We start from the raw sequence: 14,102 nt of genomic DNA on the forward strand, positions 1-14,102 counted from the left end.
GGAGGAACACCATTCATGGTTTATATTGATCCAAAACATTTGGAATTAGAAGACCGCGTTGTAGCGATCAACCGTGTAACAAAAGTTGTTAAAGGTGGACGTCGTTTACGTTTCGCAGCTTTAGTTGTTGTCGGTGACAAAAACGGACACGTTGGTTTCGGTACTGGTAAAGCACAAGAAGTACCTGAAGCTATCCGTAAAGCAATCGAAGACGCGAAGAAAAACTTAGTTGAAGTGCCTATGGTTGGTTCTACTATCCCGCACGAAGTAATTGGCGTATTCGGTGGCGGCCGTATCCTTATGAAACCTGCAGTAGAAGGTTCTGGGGTAGCTGCTGGTGGACCAGTTCGTGCCGTATTGGAATTAGCTGGTGTAGCAGATATTACATCTAAATCACTAGGTTCAAACACACCTATTAACGTTGTTCGCGCAACTGTTGAAGGTCTAAAACAATTAAAACGTGCCGAAGAAGTGGCAGCACTTCGCGGTAAATCTGTAGAAGAAATTATCGGTTAAGGAGGACAAAAATAATGGCTGAATTAAAAATTACTTTAAAACGCAGTGTTATCGGACGTCCTCAAAACCAACGTGCTACAGTTAAAGCGTTAGGTTTAGGTAAAGTGAATAGTACTGTTACAAAACCTGCCAATGAAGCAATCAAAGGTATGGTTAACACTATTTCACATTTAGTGGACGTAGAAGAAGTTTAAGATTTATAGATTTGTAATAGAAGATTGCTTAAGGAGGTGCCAAACCTATGAAACTTCATGAATTAAAACCTGCTGAGGGCTCACGCCAAGTACGTAACCGTGTTGGACGTGGTACTTCATCTGGTAATGGTAAAACAGCTGGCCGTGGACAAAAAGGGCAAAAAGCCCGTTCAGGCGGTGGTGTTCGTTTAGGATTTGAAGGGGGTCAAACTCCATTATTCCGTCGTTTACCAAAACGTGGGTTTACAAACATTAATCGTAAAGATTACGCTGTTGTGAACTTAGATACTTTAAACCGTTTTGAAGATGGAACAGAAGTAACTCCTGTTGTCCTAAAAGAAGCAGGAATCGTTAAAAACGAAAAAGCGGGAATCAAAGTTCTTGCAGATGGTGAGTTAACGAAAAAATTAACTGTGAAAGCAGCTAAATTCTCGAAATCAGCACAAGAAGCTATTGAAGCTGCTGGTGGTTCAATCGAGGTGATCTAATTGTTCAAGCTATTAAAGAACGCCTTTAAAGTCAAAGACATTAGATCAAAAATCTTATTTACAGTTTTAATCTTGTTTGTATTTCGCCTAGGTGCGCACATTACTGTGCCCGGGGTGAATGCAAAGGGATTGTCTGATTTAAGTAGCTTACCCTTTTTGAATATGTTGAATATGGTGAGTGGTAGTGCCATGCAAAACTTCTCTATCTTCTCGATGGGGGTTTCGCCATACATTACAGCCTCTATTATTATTCAACTATTGCAAATGGATATTGTACCTAGATTTGTAGAATGGTCAAAACAAGGGGAAGTTGGGCGTAAGAAATTAAATCAAGCTACAAGATATCTAACGATTGTCTTGGGTGTGGCTCAGTCAATGGGGATCACTGCTGGTTTTAATAGCTTAAGTCAAACTGGGATTGTAAACAATCCAACCTTAGGTACCTTTGTGATGATTGCAGTTATTTTAACTGCTGGGACGATGTTTGTGACTTGGATGGGTGAACAAATTACAGAAAAAGGAATCGGAAATGGTGTTTCAATGATTATCTTTGCCGGGATTATTTCTCGTTTGCCAGGAGCAGTCAAAGAAATCTATGAAGATTACTTCGTCAATATCGAGTCTTCTCGTATTTGGCAATCTGTTATTTTCATTGCAATCTTAGTTATTGCTATTTTGGTGATCGTTACAGTCGTAACGTTCTTCCAACAAGCAGAACGTAAGATTCCAATCCAATATACAAAACGTGTTTCTGGTGCACCAACAAGTAGTTATTTACCGTTAAAAGTAAATGCTGCTGGGGTTATTCCAGTTATCTTTGCCAGCTCGTTAATTGCAACACCAAATGCCATTTTACAAGCTTTCTCATCAAAATTCGCTGGTGAAAATTGGTATGACATTATGACAAAAATCTTCAGTTATAACACAGTTCCAGGGGCAATCATCTATACTGTCCTAATCGTTGCGTTTACGTTCTTCTATGCATTTGTTCAAGTAAACCCTGAGAAATTAGCGGAAAACTTACAAAAACAAGGAAGCTACATTCCAAGCGTGCGACCAGGTAAAGGTACAGAAGAATATGTATCTGGCGTGTTAATGAGATTAAGTGTTGTCGGCTCAATTTTCCTAGGACTTGTTGCTTTACTTCCAATCATTGCGCAAATGGTTTGGAACTTACCTCAATCAATCGGTTTAGGTGGAACAAGTTTACTAATCGTTATCGGGGTTGCATTAGAAACAACGAAACAATTAGAAGGATTAATGATGAAACGTCAATATGTCGGCTTTATCAATAAGTAAGAATCGAGTGTTGAGGTTTTACCTCAGCACCATTCTCACATATGGCTAGCTTCATAAGCCGGTCTTTAAAATTAGGAGGAGAATATATGAACCTCATTTTAATGGGATTACCTGGAGCAGGTAAAGGCACCCAAGCAGAAAAAATCATTGATACGTATGGCATTCCACATATTTCTACTGGAGATATGTTCCGTGCAGCAATGAAAAATGAAACTGCCTTGGGCCTAGAAGCGAAATCTTATATCGATAAAGGTGAACTGGTTCCTGACGAAGTAACAAACGGAATTGTTAAAGAACGCCTTGCTGAACCAGACACAGACAAAGGATTCCTATTAGATGGTTTCCCACGTACACTGGATCAAGCAAAAGCATTAGATACAATGCTTAAAGAATTAAACAAAAAAATTGATGCTGTCATTGACATCCATGTAGAAGAAGATGTATTAATCGAGCGTTTAGCTGGACGATTCATCTGTCGCACATGTGGCGCAACGTATCATAAATTATTCAACCCGCCAAAAGTTGAAGGCACTTGTGATCGCTGTGGCGGACATGAATTCTACCAAAGAGAAGATGATAAGCCCGAAACGGTTAAAAATCGTTTGGCAGTCAACATTGAAAGTAGCGCACCAATCTTAGCTTTCTATAAAGAACAAGGCTTGATGCATACAATCGATGGCAATCGCGAAATCGATACTGTTTTTTCTGATGTGAAAAAAATCATTGACGAAAACTAATTTCCAATTGCCCGCAGTTTAACCCTGTTGTTGTATTCAGTTTCTCTTGCCAAAACATAACTAAATATGGTAGAATATATCAGTCCGACTTCTACAGTTTTGTGACATCAAAATGAATAACGAAGTTAGTTGAGAATTTCTAGGTGGGAGCTGGAGTTTCCGCCGTTTTATCGTGTGAAAACGCGAAACAAGTACAAGGAGGTACTGTGCGTGGCAAAAGAAGATATGATTGAAGTCGAAGGTACAGTCGTCGAAACTTTGCCGAATGCAATGTTTAAAGTCGAACTAGAAAATGGACACCAAGTTCTTGCTACTGTTTCAGGTAAAATCCGTATGCACTACATCCGTATCTTACCTGGTGACAAAGTAACAGTTGAATTATCACCGTATGATTTAACGCGTGGCCGTATTACTTATCGCTTTAAATAATTGTACTCCGTAAAACCACAGGAGGTATTATCATGAAAGTAAGACCATCAGTAAAACCAATGTGTGAACATTGTAAAGTAATTCGCCGTAAAGGACGTGTTATGGTTATTTGCCCAGCAAATCCAAAACATAAACAACGTCAAGGATAATTAGGAGGTGTAACGAATAATGGCTCGTATTGCAGGAGTAGACATCCCTCGTGACAAACGTGTAGTAGTTTCTCTTACTTACATTTATGGTATTGGTAACACTACAGCTAAAAAAGTTTTAGCAAACGTTGGCGTATCTGAAGATGTTCGTGTACGTGATTTAACAAACGAACAAACAGATGCGATTCGTGCGGAAATTGATAAGTTAAAAGTTGAAGGGGATCTTCGTCGTGAAGTGAACTTAAACATCAAACGCTTGATGGAAATCGGTTCATACCGTGGAATCCGTCACCGTCGTGGATTACCAACTCGTGGACAAAACACGAAAAATAATGCACGTACTCGTAAAGGCCCTACTAAAACAGTAGCAGGCAAGAAAAAATAATTCCTAAGTGAAGGAGGTTAGAACTTCATGGCAGCAAAAAAAGTTAGTCGTAAACGCCGTGTCAAAAAGAATATAGAATCAGGTGTAGCACATATCCATTCTACATTCAACAATACAATCGTAATGATTACTGATACACATGGTAATGCATTAGCATGGTCATCAGCAGGATCATTAGGCTTTAAAGGAAGCAAAAAATCAACTCCTTTTGCCGCTCAAATGGCTGCAGAAGCCGCAACTAAAGTGGCAATGGAACATGGACTTAAAACTGTAGACGTAACAGTTAAAGGACCTGGTTCTGGACGTGAAGCAGCAATTCGTTCATTACAAGCAACAGGTTTAGAAGTGACTGCAATTCGTGACGTGACTCCAGTTCCTCATAATGGATGCCGCCCTCCAAAACGCCGTCGTGTTTAATGAGCGCCACTCATTCTGAGTTTGAATTAGGAACGTCATTGAACAAGACACTTTTCGTTTTGAAAGGGGTATAGATAAGAATGATTGAATTTGAAAAACCAAGAATCGAAAAAATTGATGAAAATAGAGATTATGGTAAGTTCGTCGTTGAACCATTAGAACGCGGTTACGGAACTACTTTAGGTAACTCTCTACGTCGTATTTTATTGTCTTCTTTACCAGGAGCTGCAATTACGAATATTCAAATCGATGGTGTTTTACACGAATTCTCAACCATTCCAGGTGTACGAGAAGACGTAACACAAATTATTTTGAATATTAAAGGCTTAGCATTGAAATTATATGCTGAAGAAGAGAAAACCCTTGAGATCGATATTACAGGACCCGCTACCGTGACTGCCGGCGATATTATCGTGGACAGTGATGTTGAGATCCTAAATAAAGATTTAGTTATCTGTAGTGTTGCTGAAGGAGCTACTTTCCATGCTCGCTTAACAGTGAAACCTGGTCGTGGCTATGTTCAAGCAGACGAAAACAAAAAAGAAGATATGCCAATCGGTGTACTTCCAGTTGATTCCATCTACACACCCGTTCGTCGTGTTAACTACCAAGTAGAAAATACACGTGTTGGTCGTCGTGATGATTTCGACAAATTAACAATGGAAATATGGACAGATGGTTCAATCATTCCTCAAGAAGCACTAAGTTTAGCTGCGAAAATCATGACTGAGCATTTAGATATCTTTGTAAACCTTACTGACGAAGCGAAAAACGCTGAAATCATGGTGGAAAAAGAAGAAACTCAAAAAGAGAAAATGCTAGAAATGACGATTGAAGAACTTGATTTATCAGTTCGTTCATATAACTGTTTAAAACGTGCAGGCATTAATACTGTACAAGAACTTACAAACAAATCTGAACCAGAAATGATCAAAGTACGTAATTTAGGTCGTAAATCTCTTGAAGAAGTAAAACTTAAATTGCATGATCTAGGGTTAGGATTACGTAAGGACGATTAAGACTTTTACGAAGTTTCCAGTCCTGCTTAACAGCAGTGGCTCGTGAGAACAGAAACGAAGGAGGGAACCCAACGTGAGTTACCGTAAATTAGGACGCACATCAAGCCAACGTAAAGCTATGCTACGTGATATTACAACTGATTTAATCATCAACGAACGCATCGTAACTACTGAAGCTCGTGCGAAAGAAGTACGTTCAACTGTAGAAAAAATGATTACTTTAGGTAAACGTGGAGATCTTCATGCACGTCGTCAAGCAGCTACTTTCGTTCGTAATGAAGTTGCTAGTGTTCGTGAAGAAGATGAGTCTATCGTTGTTGAATCAGCTTTACAAAAGCTATTTAACGATTTAGGACCTCGTTTCGCGGAACGCCAAGGTGGTTACACTCGTATCTTGAAGACAGAACCAAGACGCGGCGATGCAGCACCAATGGTAGTTATCGAATTTGTTAAATAATTAATAAACCGATCACTTTATAGATGTTTCTTTTAGAGTGTTATGATGTTGGAGGCGACTCCGAGTCTAGCTCTGCTTTCCCTGCTAAAGATGGCTTTAGCAGGGGAGCACTCATCATATAAAGGTGATTTTTTTTGCTTTGGGAAAACGCTGTTTTCTCAAAGCTTTTTTGTTTCTTAAAAGCATTGCAGAAGCTTTTCCGGTTTGTTATACTGATTATTAATTGGAATTTTCAGATAATTAAGCATCTGAGTTAGTAGAAGGGGGAATTATATGTCGCAAATGTTTGCTTTTTCGTTGCTGATGGTTATTTTATACATTGGTGATGTAGTTTCTATCAAAACAAAAGCTTGGATTCCATCTGTTTTTGTTTGTGGTGTTTTATTTATTCTTGGTTATTGGACTATTTTTCCACAAAATATTGTGGAAGTGGCAGGGATTCCTACAGTGGTTGCCACTTTATTAATGTATCTGTTGATTACTAATATGGGCACTCTGCTCTCTGTTAAAGAATTGGTTAATCAATGGAAAACGATTGTGATTGCTTTGTCAGGTATTCTAGGCATTATTGCCTTGTTGTTAGCTGTGGGGACTTTTGTTTTTGACTTAAAAACAGTTTTAGTTGCAATCCCGCCGTTAGTAGGAGGTTTAGTTTCTTCATTAGTAATGTCAGAAGCGGCTCAATCAGCTGGTTTAGCCTCACTTTCGGTTTTGGCAATTTTAATTTATGTCATTCAAGGGTTTGCTGGTTATCCCTTAACTTCAATTGTTCTAAAAAAAGAAGGAAAGCGGAAGCTTCAAGAATATCGAGCAGGGACATGGCAGCCGGTTCATGAACAAGAGGGGCAAGAAACAGGAGCAGAACCAGATGTGCCTAAACTATTTGAAAAAGTACCCAAACGATATCATACAGATTATTCACGAATTTTACGTTTAGCCTTAGTTGCCACACTTGCTTATTATGTTTCTGTGTGGACGGCACCGTTTGTGACGATTAGTCCTTTTGTGCTGTGTTTATGTTTTGGCGTGATTGCAACGTCTTTAGGCTTTTTAGAAAAGCAACCATTGCAGAAAGCAAATAGCTTTGGTTTTGCGATTTTAGGGTTAATGCTTTTTGTCTTTGATGGCTTAAAACAAGCCACACCTGAAATGTTGATGGATTTATTTTTACCAATGATTGGGATTATTGTGATTGGTGTTATCGGGATGTACATCTTTTCAGCAATTGTTGGTCGTGTATTAGGTGTGAGTAAAGAGATGGCATTCGCTGTTTCGTTGACAGCTTTATATGGCTTTCCAGCCGATTATATTATTACTAATGAAGTGATTCAATCATTGACAGAAGATGAACAAGAACAGGCGGCTTTAACGAGCCATTTAATGCCACCGATGTTAGTGGCAGGTTTCGTAACAGTCACCATTGTTTCGGTTATTTTAGCGGGTATTTTTTCAAGTATTTTATTAAGTTTGTAGAAACGGGGCGTAAGTATGAAAAAAATCAAAGCACTAGTCAAGCAGCATGCACAAGAAATGATTGCTTTTCGACGGGATTTACACCAACATCCAGAATTACAATTTGAAGAATTTCGAACGACAGAAAAAGTCGCGGCAGTTCTTGATCAATTAGGAATTACTTATCGCAAAACAGAACCGACGGGTTTAATTGCTGAAATTGTGGGCGGCAAACCAGGCCGAGTGGTTGCGCTGCGGGCTGATATGGATGCCTTACCTGTACAGGAATTAAATGAAGATTTAGCTTATAAATCTTTAGAAGCTGGCAAGATGCATGCATGTGGGCATGATTCCCATACCGCGATGTTAGTAACAGCGGCTAAAGTATTAAAAGAAATCCAGGAAGAACTTCAGGGAACAGTAAGATTAATTTTTCAACCATCTGAAGAAAATGCGCAAGGTGCTAAAGCAATGGTTGCGCAAGGCGCAATGACCGGTGTTGATGATGTATTTGGCTTACATATCTGGTCACAAATGCCTGTAGGAACCGCTTCGTGTCGAGTGGGCTCAAGTTTCGCATCCGCAGATATTTTTTCTGTTGATTTTAAAGGCCGTGGTGGCCATGGTGCCATGCCAAACGCTTGTATTGATGCGGCAGTCATAGCTTCTTCTTTCGTGATGAGTCTGCAAACGATTGTTTCTCGAGAGACAGATCCTTTAGATCCAGTAGTTGTCACGATTGGACGGATGGATGTGGGGACCCGTTTTAATGTGATTGCTGAGAATGCACGTTTAGAAGGAACGGTTCGTTGCTTTAGTGTAGCAACGCGTAATCGAGTAGAACAGGCGCTGCAACGCTATGCGGAACAAACAGCCGCTATTTACGGTGGGACGGCTTCGTTAGATTATCAATATGGAACGTTGCCAGTGATTAATGATGAGCAGGATGCCTTGTTTGCCCAAACACTAATTAAGGAAAATTTTGGTGAAGCGGCCTTAAGACAAGAAGAGCCGACAACCGGTGGTGAAGACTTCAGTTATTATACTGAACATGCTTCTGGTTGTTTTGCCTTAGTGGGAAGTGGTAATCCAGAGAAAGATACGGAATGGGCACATCACCATGGTCGTTTTAATATTGATGAAGATGCGATGGCAATGGGTGCTGAGTTATATGCCCAATATGCGTTTGAATATTTGAAGACACATTTTTAAAAGAAAATCAGTAACTTCTTGTTTTATGAGAACAAGAAGTTATTTTTATGAAAAATAGACCTGTCAAGACAGATAAGAGCTCCCATAATGACCGTTCTTTTGGTATAATAAAAAATAGTGTGAAGAATCAGAACAGATGATTGAAAAAACGCTACTTTTTTGGTAGTGTTAGAAAGAATAAATAGATTGAGGGAGTACGCGATGCAACCAATCATTGAACTAAATAATATCCAATTTAATTATCAACCAGAAGATGCTTCTCCCGCTTTAAAAGATGTGTCTTTTTCCATTCAACAAGGCGAATGGGTCGCTATTATTGGCCATAATGGTTCTGGTAAATCAACGTTAGCCAAAACGATCAATGGTCTGTTACTGCCAGCTGCTGGGACTATCAAAGTTGGCGGCAAAGAATTAAATGAAGCAAACGTCTGGGATATCCGGCGTATGGTAGGAATGGTTTTTCAGAATCCAGATAACCAATTTGTCGGTTCAACAGTCGAAGACGATGTGGCTTTTGGTTTAGAAAATCAAGGTATTCCGCGTGATGAAATGGTCGAACGTGTTCACGATGCATTAGAACGGGTTCGTATGTTAGATTTTGCCAAGCGAGAACCTGCTCGGCTATCTGGCGGCCAAAAACAACGAGTAGCTATCGCTGGTGTGGTTGCTTTGCGACCAGATATTATTATTTTAGACGAAGCGACAAGTATGTTAGATCCAGAAGGTCGTGCAGAAGTAATTGCTACCATTCAAAAGATTAAAGAAGAAAGCAATTTAACAGTTATTTCTATTACCCACGATATTGATGAAGCGGCTAATGCGAATCGTATTTTAGTGATGCGCCAAGGACAATTGACAAACGAGGGAACACCAGAAAAGATTTTTTCTGCAGGAGAAGCGCTTGTTGAAATGGGCTTGGATTTACCGTTTCCTGAAAAATTAAAAGTAGCTTTGAAAGAGCGTGGCGTTGTTGTGCCAACGAATTATTTAACAGAAGAAGGGATGGTGGATTGGTTATGGACATCCGTTTTAAACAAGTAGATTTTACTTACCAACCCAATACTCCTTTTGAGCAACGGGCATTATTCGATATTAATTTAACGATTCAAGACGGCTCTTATACAGCGATTGTCGGTCATACTGGCAGTGGCAAATCAACGTTATTACAACATTTGAATGCTTTGGTGAAACCAACTAAAGGCCAAGTGACAATTGGAGAGCGTGTAATTACGCCAGAAACTGATAATAAGAATTTAAAACCAATTCGTAAAAAAGTTGGGATCGTTTTTCAATTTCCAGAAGCACAATTGTTTGAAGAAACAGTGGAGCGAGACATCGCTTTCGGACCGAAAAACTTTGGTGTTTCAGACGAAGAAGCGAAAAAATTAGCTAAGAAAATGCTTGATTTAGTCGGCTTAGATGAAAAATACTTACAACACTCTCCGTTTGAGTTATCAGGTGGTCAAATGCGCCGTGTCGCAATTGCTGGTGTACTAGCGATGGAACCAGAAGTCTTAGTATTAGACGAACCGACTGCTGGTTTGGATCCTAAGGGTCGTAAAGAAATGATGGAGATGTTTAGTCGTCTGCATAAGGAACATAATATGACCATCGTTTTAGTGACACATTTGATGGATGACGTGGCTAATTACGCAGATCATGTGATTGTTTTAGAAAAAGGACAAATCGTCCGAGCGGGAGCACCACAAGAAGTGTTTCAAGAGACACAATGGCTGAAAGAAAAACAATTAGGCGTGCCAACTGCAGCCGAATTTGCTGAAAAATTAGTGGCAAAAGGCTTTTCTTTTGAGCAATTACCATTAACGGCCGATCAATTAGCCGATCAGCTTCTGAAAAAAATGCAGGAAGCAGGTGAGGCAAAATGATGAATAAATTGATTTTTGGGCGCTATATTCCAGGTGATTCTTTTATCCATCGTTTAGATCCGCGCGCAAAATTATTAGCTAGTTTTTATTTTATTGGGATTATCTTTTTAGCAAATAATTGGCAGAGTTATGTTTTAATAGCAGCCTTTACTGCTTTTGCTATTTCATTATCAAAAATCAGCGCCCGCTTCTTTATCCGCGGTGTTCGGCCATTATTATGGCTAATTCTGTTTACTGTGGCTCTTCAAACCTTGTTTACACAAGGGGGAGAGGTGTACTTTCAGTGGGGAATTATTTCCATTACCCAGTTTGGTGTGACGAATGGGCTATTTATTTTCTGTCGTTTTGTTTTAATTATTTTCATGTCAACGTTATTAACTTTAACGACGGCACCATTAGAGTTATCAGATGCGATTGAATATTTGCTACGTCCACTTCGTGTGGTGAAATTTCCAGTTCATGAAGTTTCATTGATGTTATCAATTGCCTTACGTTTTGTCCCAACATTAATGGATGAAACGGAAAAGATTATGAATGCCCAACGTGCCCGTGGTGTTGATTTTGGTGAAGGAAACTTACTTCAAAAAATGAAAGCTATTGTTCCACTTTTGATTCCGCTTTTCGTAAGTAGTTTTAATCGTGCGGAAGACTTAGCGACTGCCATGGAAGCAAGAGGTTATCAAGGTGGTGAAGGACGGACAAAATACCGCATTCTTCATTGGCACCTACGAGATACAATAGTAATGTTTGGCTTTGTCTTGTTAACCATTGGCTTATTTGTATTAAGAACTTAGAAAAGGTGAAGAAAAATTATGCCCCGCTATAAAGCAATCATTGCCTATGATGGCACTCATTTTCATGGCTTTCAAAAGCAACCTAATGAGCGTACCGTTCAAGAAGAAATAGAAAAAACGTTAGCACGCATGAATAATGGACGCTCCGTGACGGTTTTTGGTTCAGGACGAACAGATGCAGGTGTTCATGCAATGGGCCAAGTGATTCACTTTGATTATCCGCAGGAACGTCCGTTGGAAAAAATGCGCTTTGCGTTAGATACACAAACACCCGAAGACATTGCTGTGCGCAGCGTGGAACGTGTTTCAGAAGACTTTCATGCACGTTATCATGTGATCGAAAAAACCTATCAATTTAAAGTGGATATTGGCAAACCGCGAAGTCCATTTCGACGTTTTTATGCTAGTTATTTTCCGTATCCCATTGATCTCGAAAAAATCCAACAAGCTTTGCCTGATTTATTAGGCACCCATGATTTTACCTCTTTCTGTGCCTCAGGAAGTTCGGTAGAAGATAAAGTCCGAACCATTCATGAAGCCAGTGTTCATGTCAATGAAACGGGGGATGAATTAACATTCACTTTTCGGGGCGATGGTTTCTTGTACAAAATGATTCGGATTTTAGTTGGTACGCTATTGAAAATCGGCAATGGGCGGCTGGAACCAACCGCGATTCCAGCAATTATCGCAGCCAAAGATCGAAATTTAGCAGGTCCGACTGCTCATCCAGAAGGATTGTATTTAGCAGAAGTGAAATATGAAAACTAAAAAGACGTAGACCTTACAAGAAAAGGTCTGCGTCTTTTTAGTTGCAAAATTTAGATGTATTTAACAGCTGTTCCGTAAGCCACGACAGATTGCATGTCTGTGCCAATTGTGCCAGAATCAAAACGCATCATCACAACGGCATCTGCACCTAATTTAGAGGCTTCTGCTTTTAAACGTTCGATTGCTTGGTCGCGTGCTTCTCGTTGCATATCAGTGTAACCTTTGATTTCACCGCCAACTACGCTTTTTAGTCCAGCACCTAAATCTTTAAACATATTTTTAGAACGTGTGGTTAACCCGAAAACTTCTCCAATAATTTCATATTCTTGACCGCTAATTCTCTCGGTTGTTGTAACTAACATGGGCAATTTCCTCCAGTACTTGTTGGTAACTTCAATTTACCATAGTCAAGAGTTTGGTACAACGAATATACATAAAAACGACACTAGAAAAGATGCGCTTCCGCATTTTTTCTAGTGTCGTTTTGGTAAGAATTAATCAAGAATAGGCTCTTTTTTAGAAATCATGACCCAAACCCAACTAATTAGAAAAGCAACCGTTGCTGGAACGACCCAGCCCATGCCAATAGTGAACAATGGTAAGTATTGGCCGGCTTTTTCTAAAAGCGTTGTTACAAACGCCGTATCTTTGATAAAGGCAGGCGCGCTATTTAATGCATCTAAAACAGCAGCAATCAATGTGATATAGGTCGTTGCTTGATAGACTTCCCGTCGATGTTTGAAAATAGGACTGATGATTACCAAAAGCATTAAAGTAATCGCCAATGGATAAAGGAACATCAAGACTGGAACGGCAAATTGAATGATGTTGGTTAAGCCGACATTTGCAAAAATAGCTGGTAAAATAACAACAATTGCCAAGAATTTTTGATAGGAAACTTTCGGAAACATTTCTTCAAAAGTCTCAGAAAAGGCTGTGCTTAAGCCGATACCGGTTTTTAAACAAGCAAGAACTACGATAAAAGCCAGTAAAATACTCCCTGGTAGGCCTAAATAGTAATTGGCAATTTGGGCTAAGGCAATCCCGCCGTTTTCACTGATTGGAAAAGCCCCGATACTCATTGTTCCCATATAAGCAAGTAAGGTATAGATAATCCCCATCAATACAACACTGAAAGCACCTGATTTAATCATTCCTTTAGCGATATCTCCTGGTTTTTCGACGCCCATATTTCGTAAAGTGGAAACGACAACAATCCCAAAAGCTAATGAAGCTAAAGCATCCAGCGTATTATAACCTTCTGTAAATCCTTTAAAGAAAGGACTTGAAATATAATTTTCACCAACAGCGGCACTGGCCACATGACCTAATGGTTTTACAAAGGCTAAAACAATCAAAATTCCTAGCAATGCTAAAAATAACGGATTTAAAAACTTACCCACATAATCTAAGATTTTACTTGGCTTTCTAGAGAAGAGCCAAACGGCTAAGAAAAATAATGCGGAAAAGCCAGCAAGAACCAGCCATTGCAAGTCTTTCGGAACAAATGGTGCAAGACCAATCTCAAAAGAAGTAGTTGCTAACCTTGGTAAAGCAAAGAAAGGACCAATCGTTAAATATAATAGTAAGGTAAAAATAAGAGCATAACGACGATTAATCCGAGAAGCTAAGTCAAAAACACCTGAACTTTTAGAAACACCCATAGCAATGACACCAAGAAAAGGTAAGCCAATTCCAGTGGCTAAGAAGCCCAAGTTTGCTAAAAAGACGGAAGCCCCCGCTTCTTGTCCCATATGTACAGGGAAAATTAAATTTCCAGCACCGAAAAACAAACCGAATAACATTGAACCAACGTATAGATAATCACGCCAAACTAACTTTTTTTGCATAGATTCACACTCCTTAATATTGTCTTATTATTTAAAATAACAGAAGAAGA

General features: G+C 39.4%; 19 protein-coding genes and 1 pseudogene. 18 read left to right on the forward strand and 2 right to left on the reverse strand.

The window, feature by feature from the left end:
- Positions 1-15 precede the first annotated feature (15 nt).
- The 18 genes and pseudogenes from rpsE to truA all read left to right on the forward strand — a co-directional run bounded on the left by rpsE (position 16) and on the right by truA (position 12,202).
- Positions 16-516, forward strand: coding sequence for a 30S ribosomal protein S5 (gene rpsE, locus IGI80_RS04460; protein WP_002356219.1), 501 nt, complete (start codon positions 16-18; stop codon positions 514-516).
- 14 nt (positions 517-530) lie between these two features.
- Entirely contained in the window at positions 531-710 is a 180-nt protein-coding gene (gene rpmD, locus IGI80_RS04465; protein WP_002356220.1) for a 50S ribosomal protein L30, read from the forward strand.
- Positions 711-757: 47 nt separating this feature from the next.
- Positions 758-1,198: a 50S ribosomal protein L15 gene (rplO, locus tag IGI80_RS04470; protein WP_002356221.1), complete on the forward strand. Its 441-nt coding sequence runs from the start codon at positions 758-760 to the stop codon at positions 1,196-1,198.
- The gene (gene secY, locus IGI80_RS04475) at positions 1,199-2,497 is read left to right on the forward strand and encodes a preprotein translocase subunit SecY (RefSeq protein ID WP_002359350.1); all 1,299 of its coding nucleotides are present in this window, start codon (positions 1,199-1,201) and stop codon (positions 2,495-2,497) included.
- A gap of 86 nt (positions 2,498-2,583) precedes the next feature.
- Complete coding sequence (locus IGI80_RS04480; RefSeq protein ID WP_002356223.1) at positions 2,584-3,234, forward strand: adenylate kinase; 651 nt, start codon at positions 2,584-2,586, stop codon at positions 3,232-3,234.
- A 210-nt stretch (positions 3,235-3,444) separates the two neighbouring features.
- Positions 3,445-3,663 (forward strand): translation initiation factor IF-1, encoded by a 219-nt coding sequence (infA, locus tag IGI80_RS04485; RefSeq protein WP_002356224.1) that lies wholly within the window; start codon positions 3,445-3,447, stop codon positions 3,661-3,663.
- Between the two features lie 32 nt (positions 3,664-3,695).
- Positions 3,696-3,812 (forward strand): 50S ribosomal protein L36, encoded by a 117-nt coding sequence (gene rpmJ, locus IGI80_RS04490; protein WP_002288710.1) that lies wholly within the window; start codon positions 3,696-3,698, stop codon positions 3,810-3,812.
- Positions 3,813-3,831: 19 nt separating this feature from the next.
- Positions 3,832-4,197 (forward strand): 30S ribosomal protein S13, encoded by a 366-nt coding sequence (gene rpsM / locus IGI80_RS04495; protein ID WP_002356225.1) that lies wholly within the window; start codon positions 3,832-3,834, stop codon positions 4,195-4,197.
- A gap of 27 nt (positions 4,198-4,224) precedes the next feature.
- Positions 4,225-4,614, forward strand: coding sequence for a 30S ribosomal protein S11 (gene rpsK, locus IGI80_RS04500; protein WP_002356226.1), 390 nt, complete (start codon positions 4,225-4,227; stop codon positions 4,612-4,614).
- An 80-nt stretch (positions 4,615-4,694) separates the two neighbouring features.
- On the forward strand, positions 4,695-5,633 hold the full coding sequence (locus IGI80_RS04505) for a DNA-directed RNA polymerase subunit alpha (protein WP_002356227.1): 939 nt from the start codon (positions 4,695-4,697) through the stop codon (positions 5,631-5,633).
- A gap of 73 nt (positions 5,634-5,706) precedes the next feature.
- Positions 5,707-6,090: a 50S ribosomal protein L17 gene (gene rplQ / locus IGI80_RS04510; protein ID WP_002356228.1), complete on the forward strand. Its 384-nt coding sequence runs from the start codon at positions 5,707-5,709 to the stop codon at positions 6,088-6,090.
- Between the two features lie 45 nt (positions 6,091-6,135).
- Positions 6,136-6,347: pseudogene (locus IGI80_RS04515) on the forward strand (hypothetical protein).
- Between the two features lie 16 nt (positions 6,348-6,363).
- On the forward strand, positions 6,364-7,563 hold the full coding sequence (locus tag IGI80_RS04520) for a DUF819 family protein (protein WP_002356229.1): 1,200 nt from the start codon (positions 6,364-6,366) through the stop codon (positions 7,561-7,563).
- A gap of 15 nt (positions 7,564-7,578) precedes the next feature.
- Complete coding sequence (locus tag IGI80_RS04525) at positions 7,579-8,754, forward strand: M20 family metallopeptidase (RefSeq protein ID WP_010710979.1); 1,176 nt, start codon at positions 7,579-7,581, stop codon at positions 8,752-8,754.
- A 201-nt stretch (positions 8,755-8,955) separates the two neighbouring features.
- Positions 8,956-9,795, forward strand: coding sequence for an energy-coupling factor ABC transporter ATP-binding protein (locus tag IGI80_RS04530; protein WP_002359354.1), 840 nt, complete (start codon positions 8,956-8,958; stop codon positions 9,793-9,795).
- On the forward strand, positions 9,771-10,640 hold the full coding sequence (locus IGI80_RS04535; protein WP_002381364.1) for an energy-coupling factor ABC transporter ATP-binding protein: 870 nt from the start codon (positions 9,771-9,773) through the stop codon (positions 10,638-10,640). Before IGI80_RS04530 ends, IGI80_RS04535 begins: the two co-directional genes overlap by 25 nt.
- Positions 10,637-11,434, forward strand: coding sequence for an energy-coupling factor transporter transmembrane component T family protein (locus tag IGI80_RS04540; protein ID WP_002373841.1), 798 nt, complete (start codon positions 10,637-10,639; stop codon positions 11,432-11,434). The genes IGI80_RS04535 and IGI80_RS04540 overlap by 4 nt, the downstream gene beginning before the upstream one ends.
- An 18-nt stretch (positions 11,435-11,452) precedes the next feature.
- Positions 11,453-12,202 carry a tRNA pseudouridine(38-40) synthase TruA gene (truA, locus tag IGI80_RS04545; protein ID WP_002370657.1) on the forward strand — a complete coding sequence of 250 codons (750 nt, stop codon included), beginning with the start codon at positions 11,453-11,455 and terminating at the stop codon, positions 12,200-12,202.
- Between the two features lie 50 nt (positions 12,203-12,252).
- Here the strand turns inward: truA and IGI80_RS04550 are convergent, their stop codons facing one another.
- Both IGI80_RS04550 and brnQ read right to left on the reverse strand, forming a co-directional pair.
- Positions 12,253-12,564 (reverse strand): heavy metal-binding domain-containing protein, encoded by a 312-nt coding sequence (locus IGI80_RS04550; RefSeq protein ID WP_002381365.1) that lies wholly within the window; start codon positions 12,562-12,564, stop codon positions 12,253-12,255.
- A 132-nt stretch (positions 12,565-12,696) separates the two neighbouring features.
- On the reverse strand, positions 12,697-14,052 hold the full coding sequence (brnQ, locus tag IGI80_RS04555; RefSeq protein WP_002364523.1) for a branched-chain amino acid transport system II carrier protein: 1,356 nt from the start codon (positions 14,050-14,052) through the stop codon (positions 12,697-12,699).
- Positions 14,053-14,102 lie beyond the last annotated feature (50 nt).

Origin of the sequence: Enterococcus sp. DIV1420a (assembly GCF_051712165.1) — a bacterium.
Taxonomy (GTDB): Bacteria; Bacillota; Bacilli; order Lactobacillales; family Enterococcaceae; genus Enterococcus; species Enterococcus faecalis.

Excerpts from the sequence above, each read along its gene's own strand:
- brnQ (WP_002364523.1), bottom strand. The coding sequence starts at position 14,052 with ATGCAAAAAAAGTTAGTTTGGCGTGATTATCTATACGTTGGTTCAATG.
- IGI80_RS04480 (WP_002356223.1), top strand. The coding sequence starts at position 2,584 with ATGAACCTCATTTTAATGGGATTACCTGGAGCAGGTAAAGGCACCCAA.
- IGI80_RS04535 (WP_002381364.1), top strand. The coding sequence starts at position 9,771 with ATGGACATCCGTTTTAAACAAGTAGATTTTACTTACCAACCCAATACT.
- IGI80_RS04550 (WP_002381365.1), bottom strand. The coding sequence starts at position 12,564 with ATGTTAGTTACAACAACCGAGAGAATTAGCGGTCAAGAATATGAAATT.
- IGI80_RS04530 (WP_002359354.1), top strand. The coding sequence starts at position 8,956 with ATGCAACCAATCATTGAACTAAATAATATCCAATTTAATTATCAACCA.
- rpsK (WP_002356226.1), top strand. The coding sequence starts at position 4,225 with ATGGCAGCAAAAAAAGTTAGTCGTAAACGCCGTGTCAAAAAGAATATA.
- rplO (WP_002356221.1), top strand. The coding sequence starts at position 758 with ATGAAACTTCATGAATTAAAACCTGCTGAGGGCTCACGCCAAGTACGT.
- IGI80_RS04540 (WP_002373841.1), top strand. The coding sequence starts at position 10,637 with ATGATGAATAAATTGATTTTTGGGCGCTATATTCCAGGTGATTCTTTT.
- rpsM (WP_002356225.1), top strand. The coding sequence starts at position 3,832 with ATGGCTCGTATTGCAGGAGTAGACATCCCTCGTGACAAACGTGTAGTA.
- IGI80_RS04525 (WP_010710979.1), top strand. The coding sequence starts at position 7,579 with ATGAAAAAAATCAAAGCACTAGTCAAGCAGCATGCACAAGAAATGATT.
- truA (WP_002370657.1), top strand. The coding sequence starts at position 11,453 with ATGCCCCGCTATAAAGCAATCATTGCCTATGATGGCACTCATTTTCAT.
- rpmJ (WP_002288710.1), top strand. The coding sequence starts at position 3,696 with ATGAAAGTAAGACCATCAGTAAAACCAATGTGTGAACATTGTAAAGTA.
- IGI80_RS04505 (WP_002356227.1), top strand. The coding sequence starts at position 4,695 with ATGATTGAATTTGAAAAACCAAGAATCGAAAAAATTGATGAAAATAGA.
- rpsE (WP_002356219.1), top strand. The coding sequence starts at position 16 with ATGGTTTATATTGATCCAAAACATTTGGAATTAGAAGACCGCGTTGTA.
- rpmD (WP_002356220.1), top strand. The coding sequence starts at position 531 with ATGGCTGAATTAAAAATTACTTTAAAACGCAGTGTTATCGGACGTCCT.
- IGI80_RS04520 (WP_002356229.1), top strand. The coding sequence starts at position 6,364 with ATGTCGCAAATGTTTGCTTTTTCGTTGCTGATGGTTATTTTATACATT.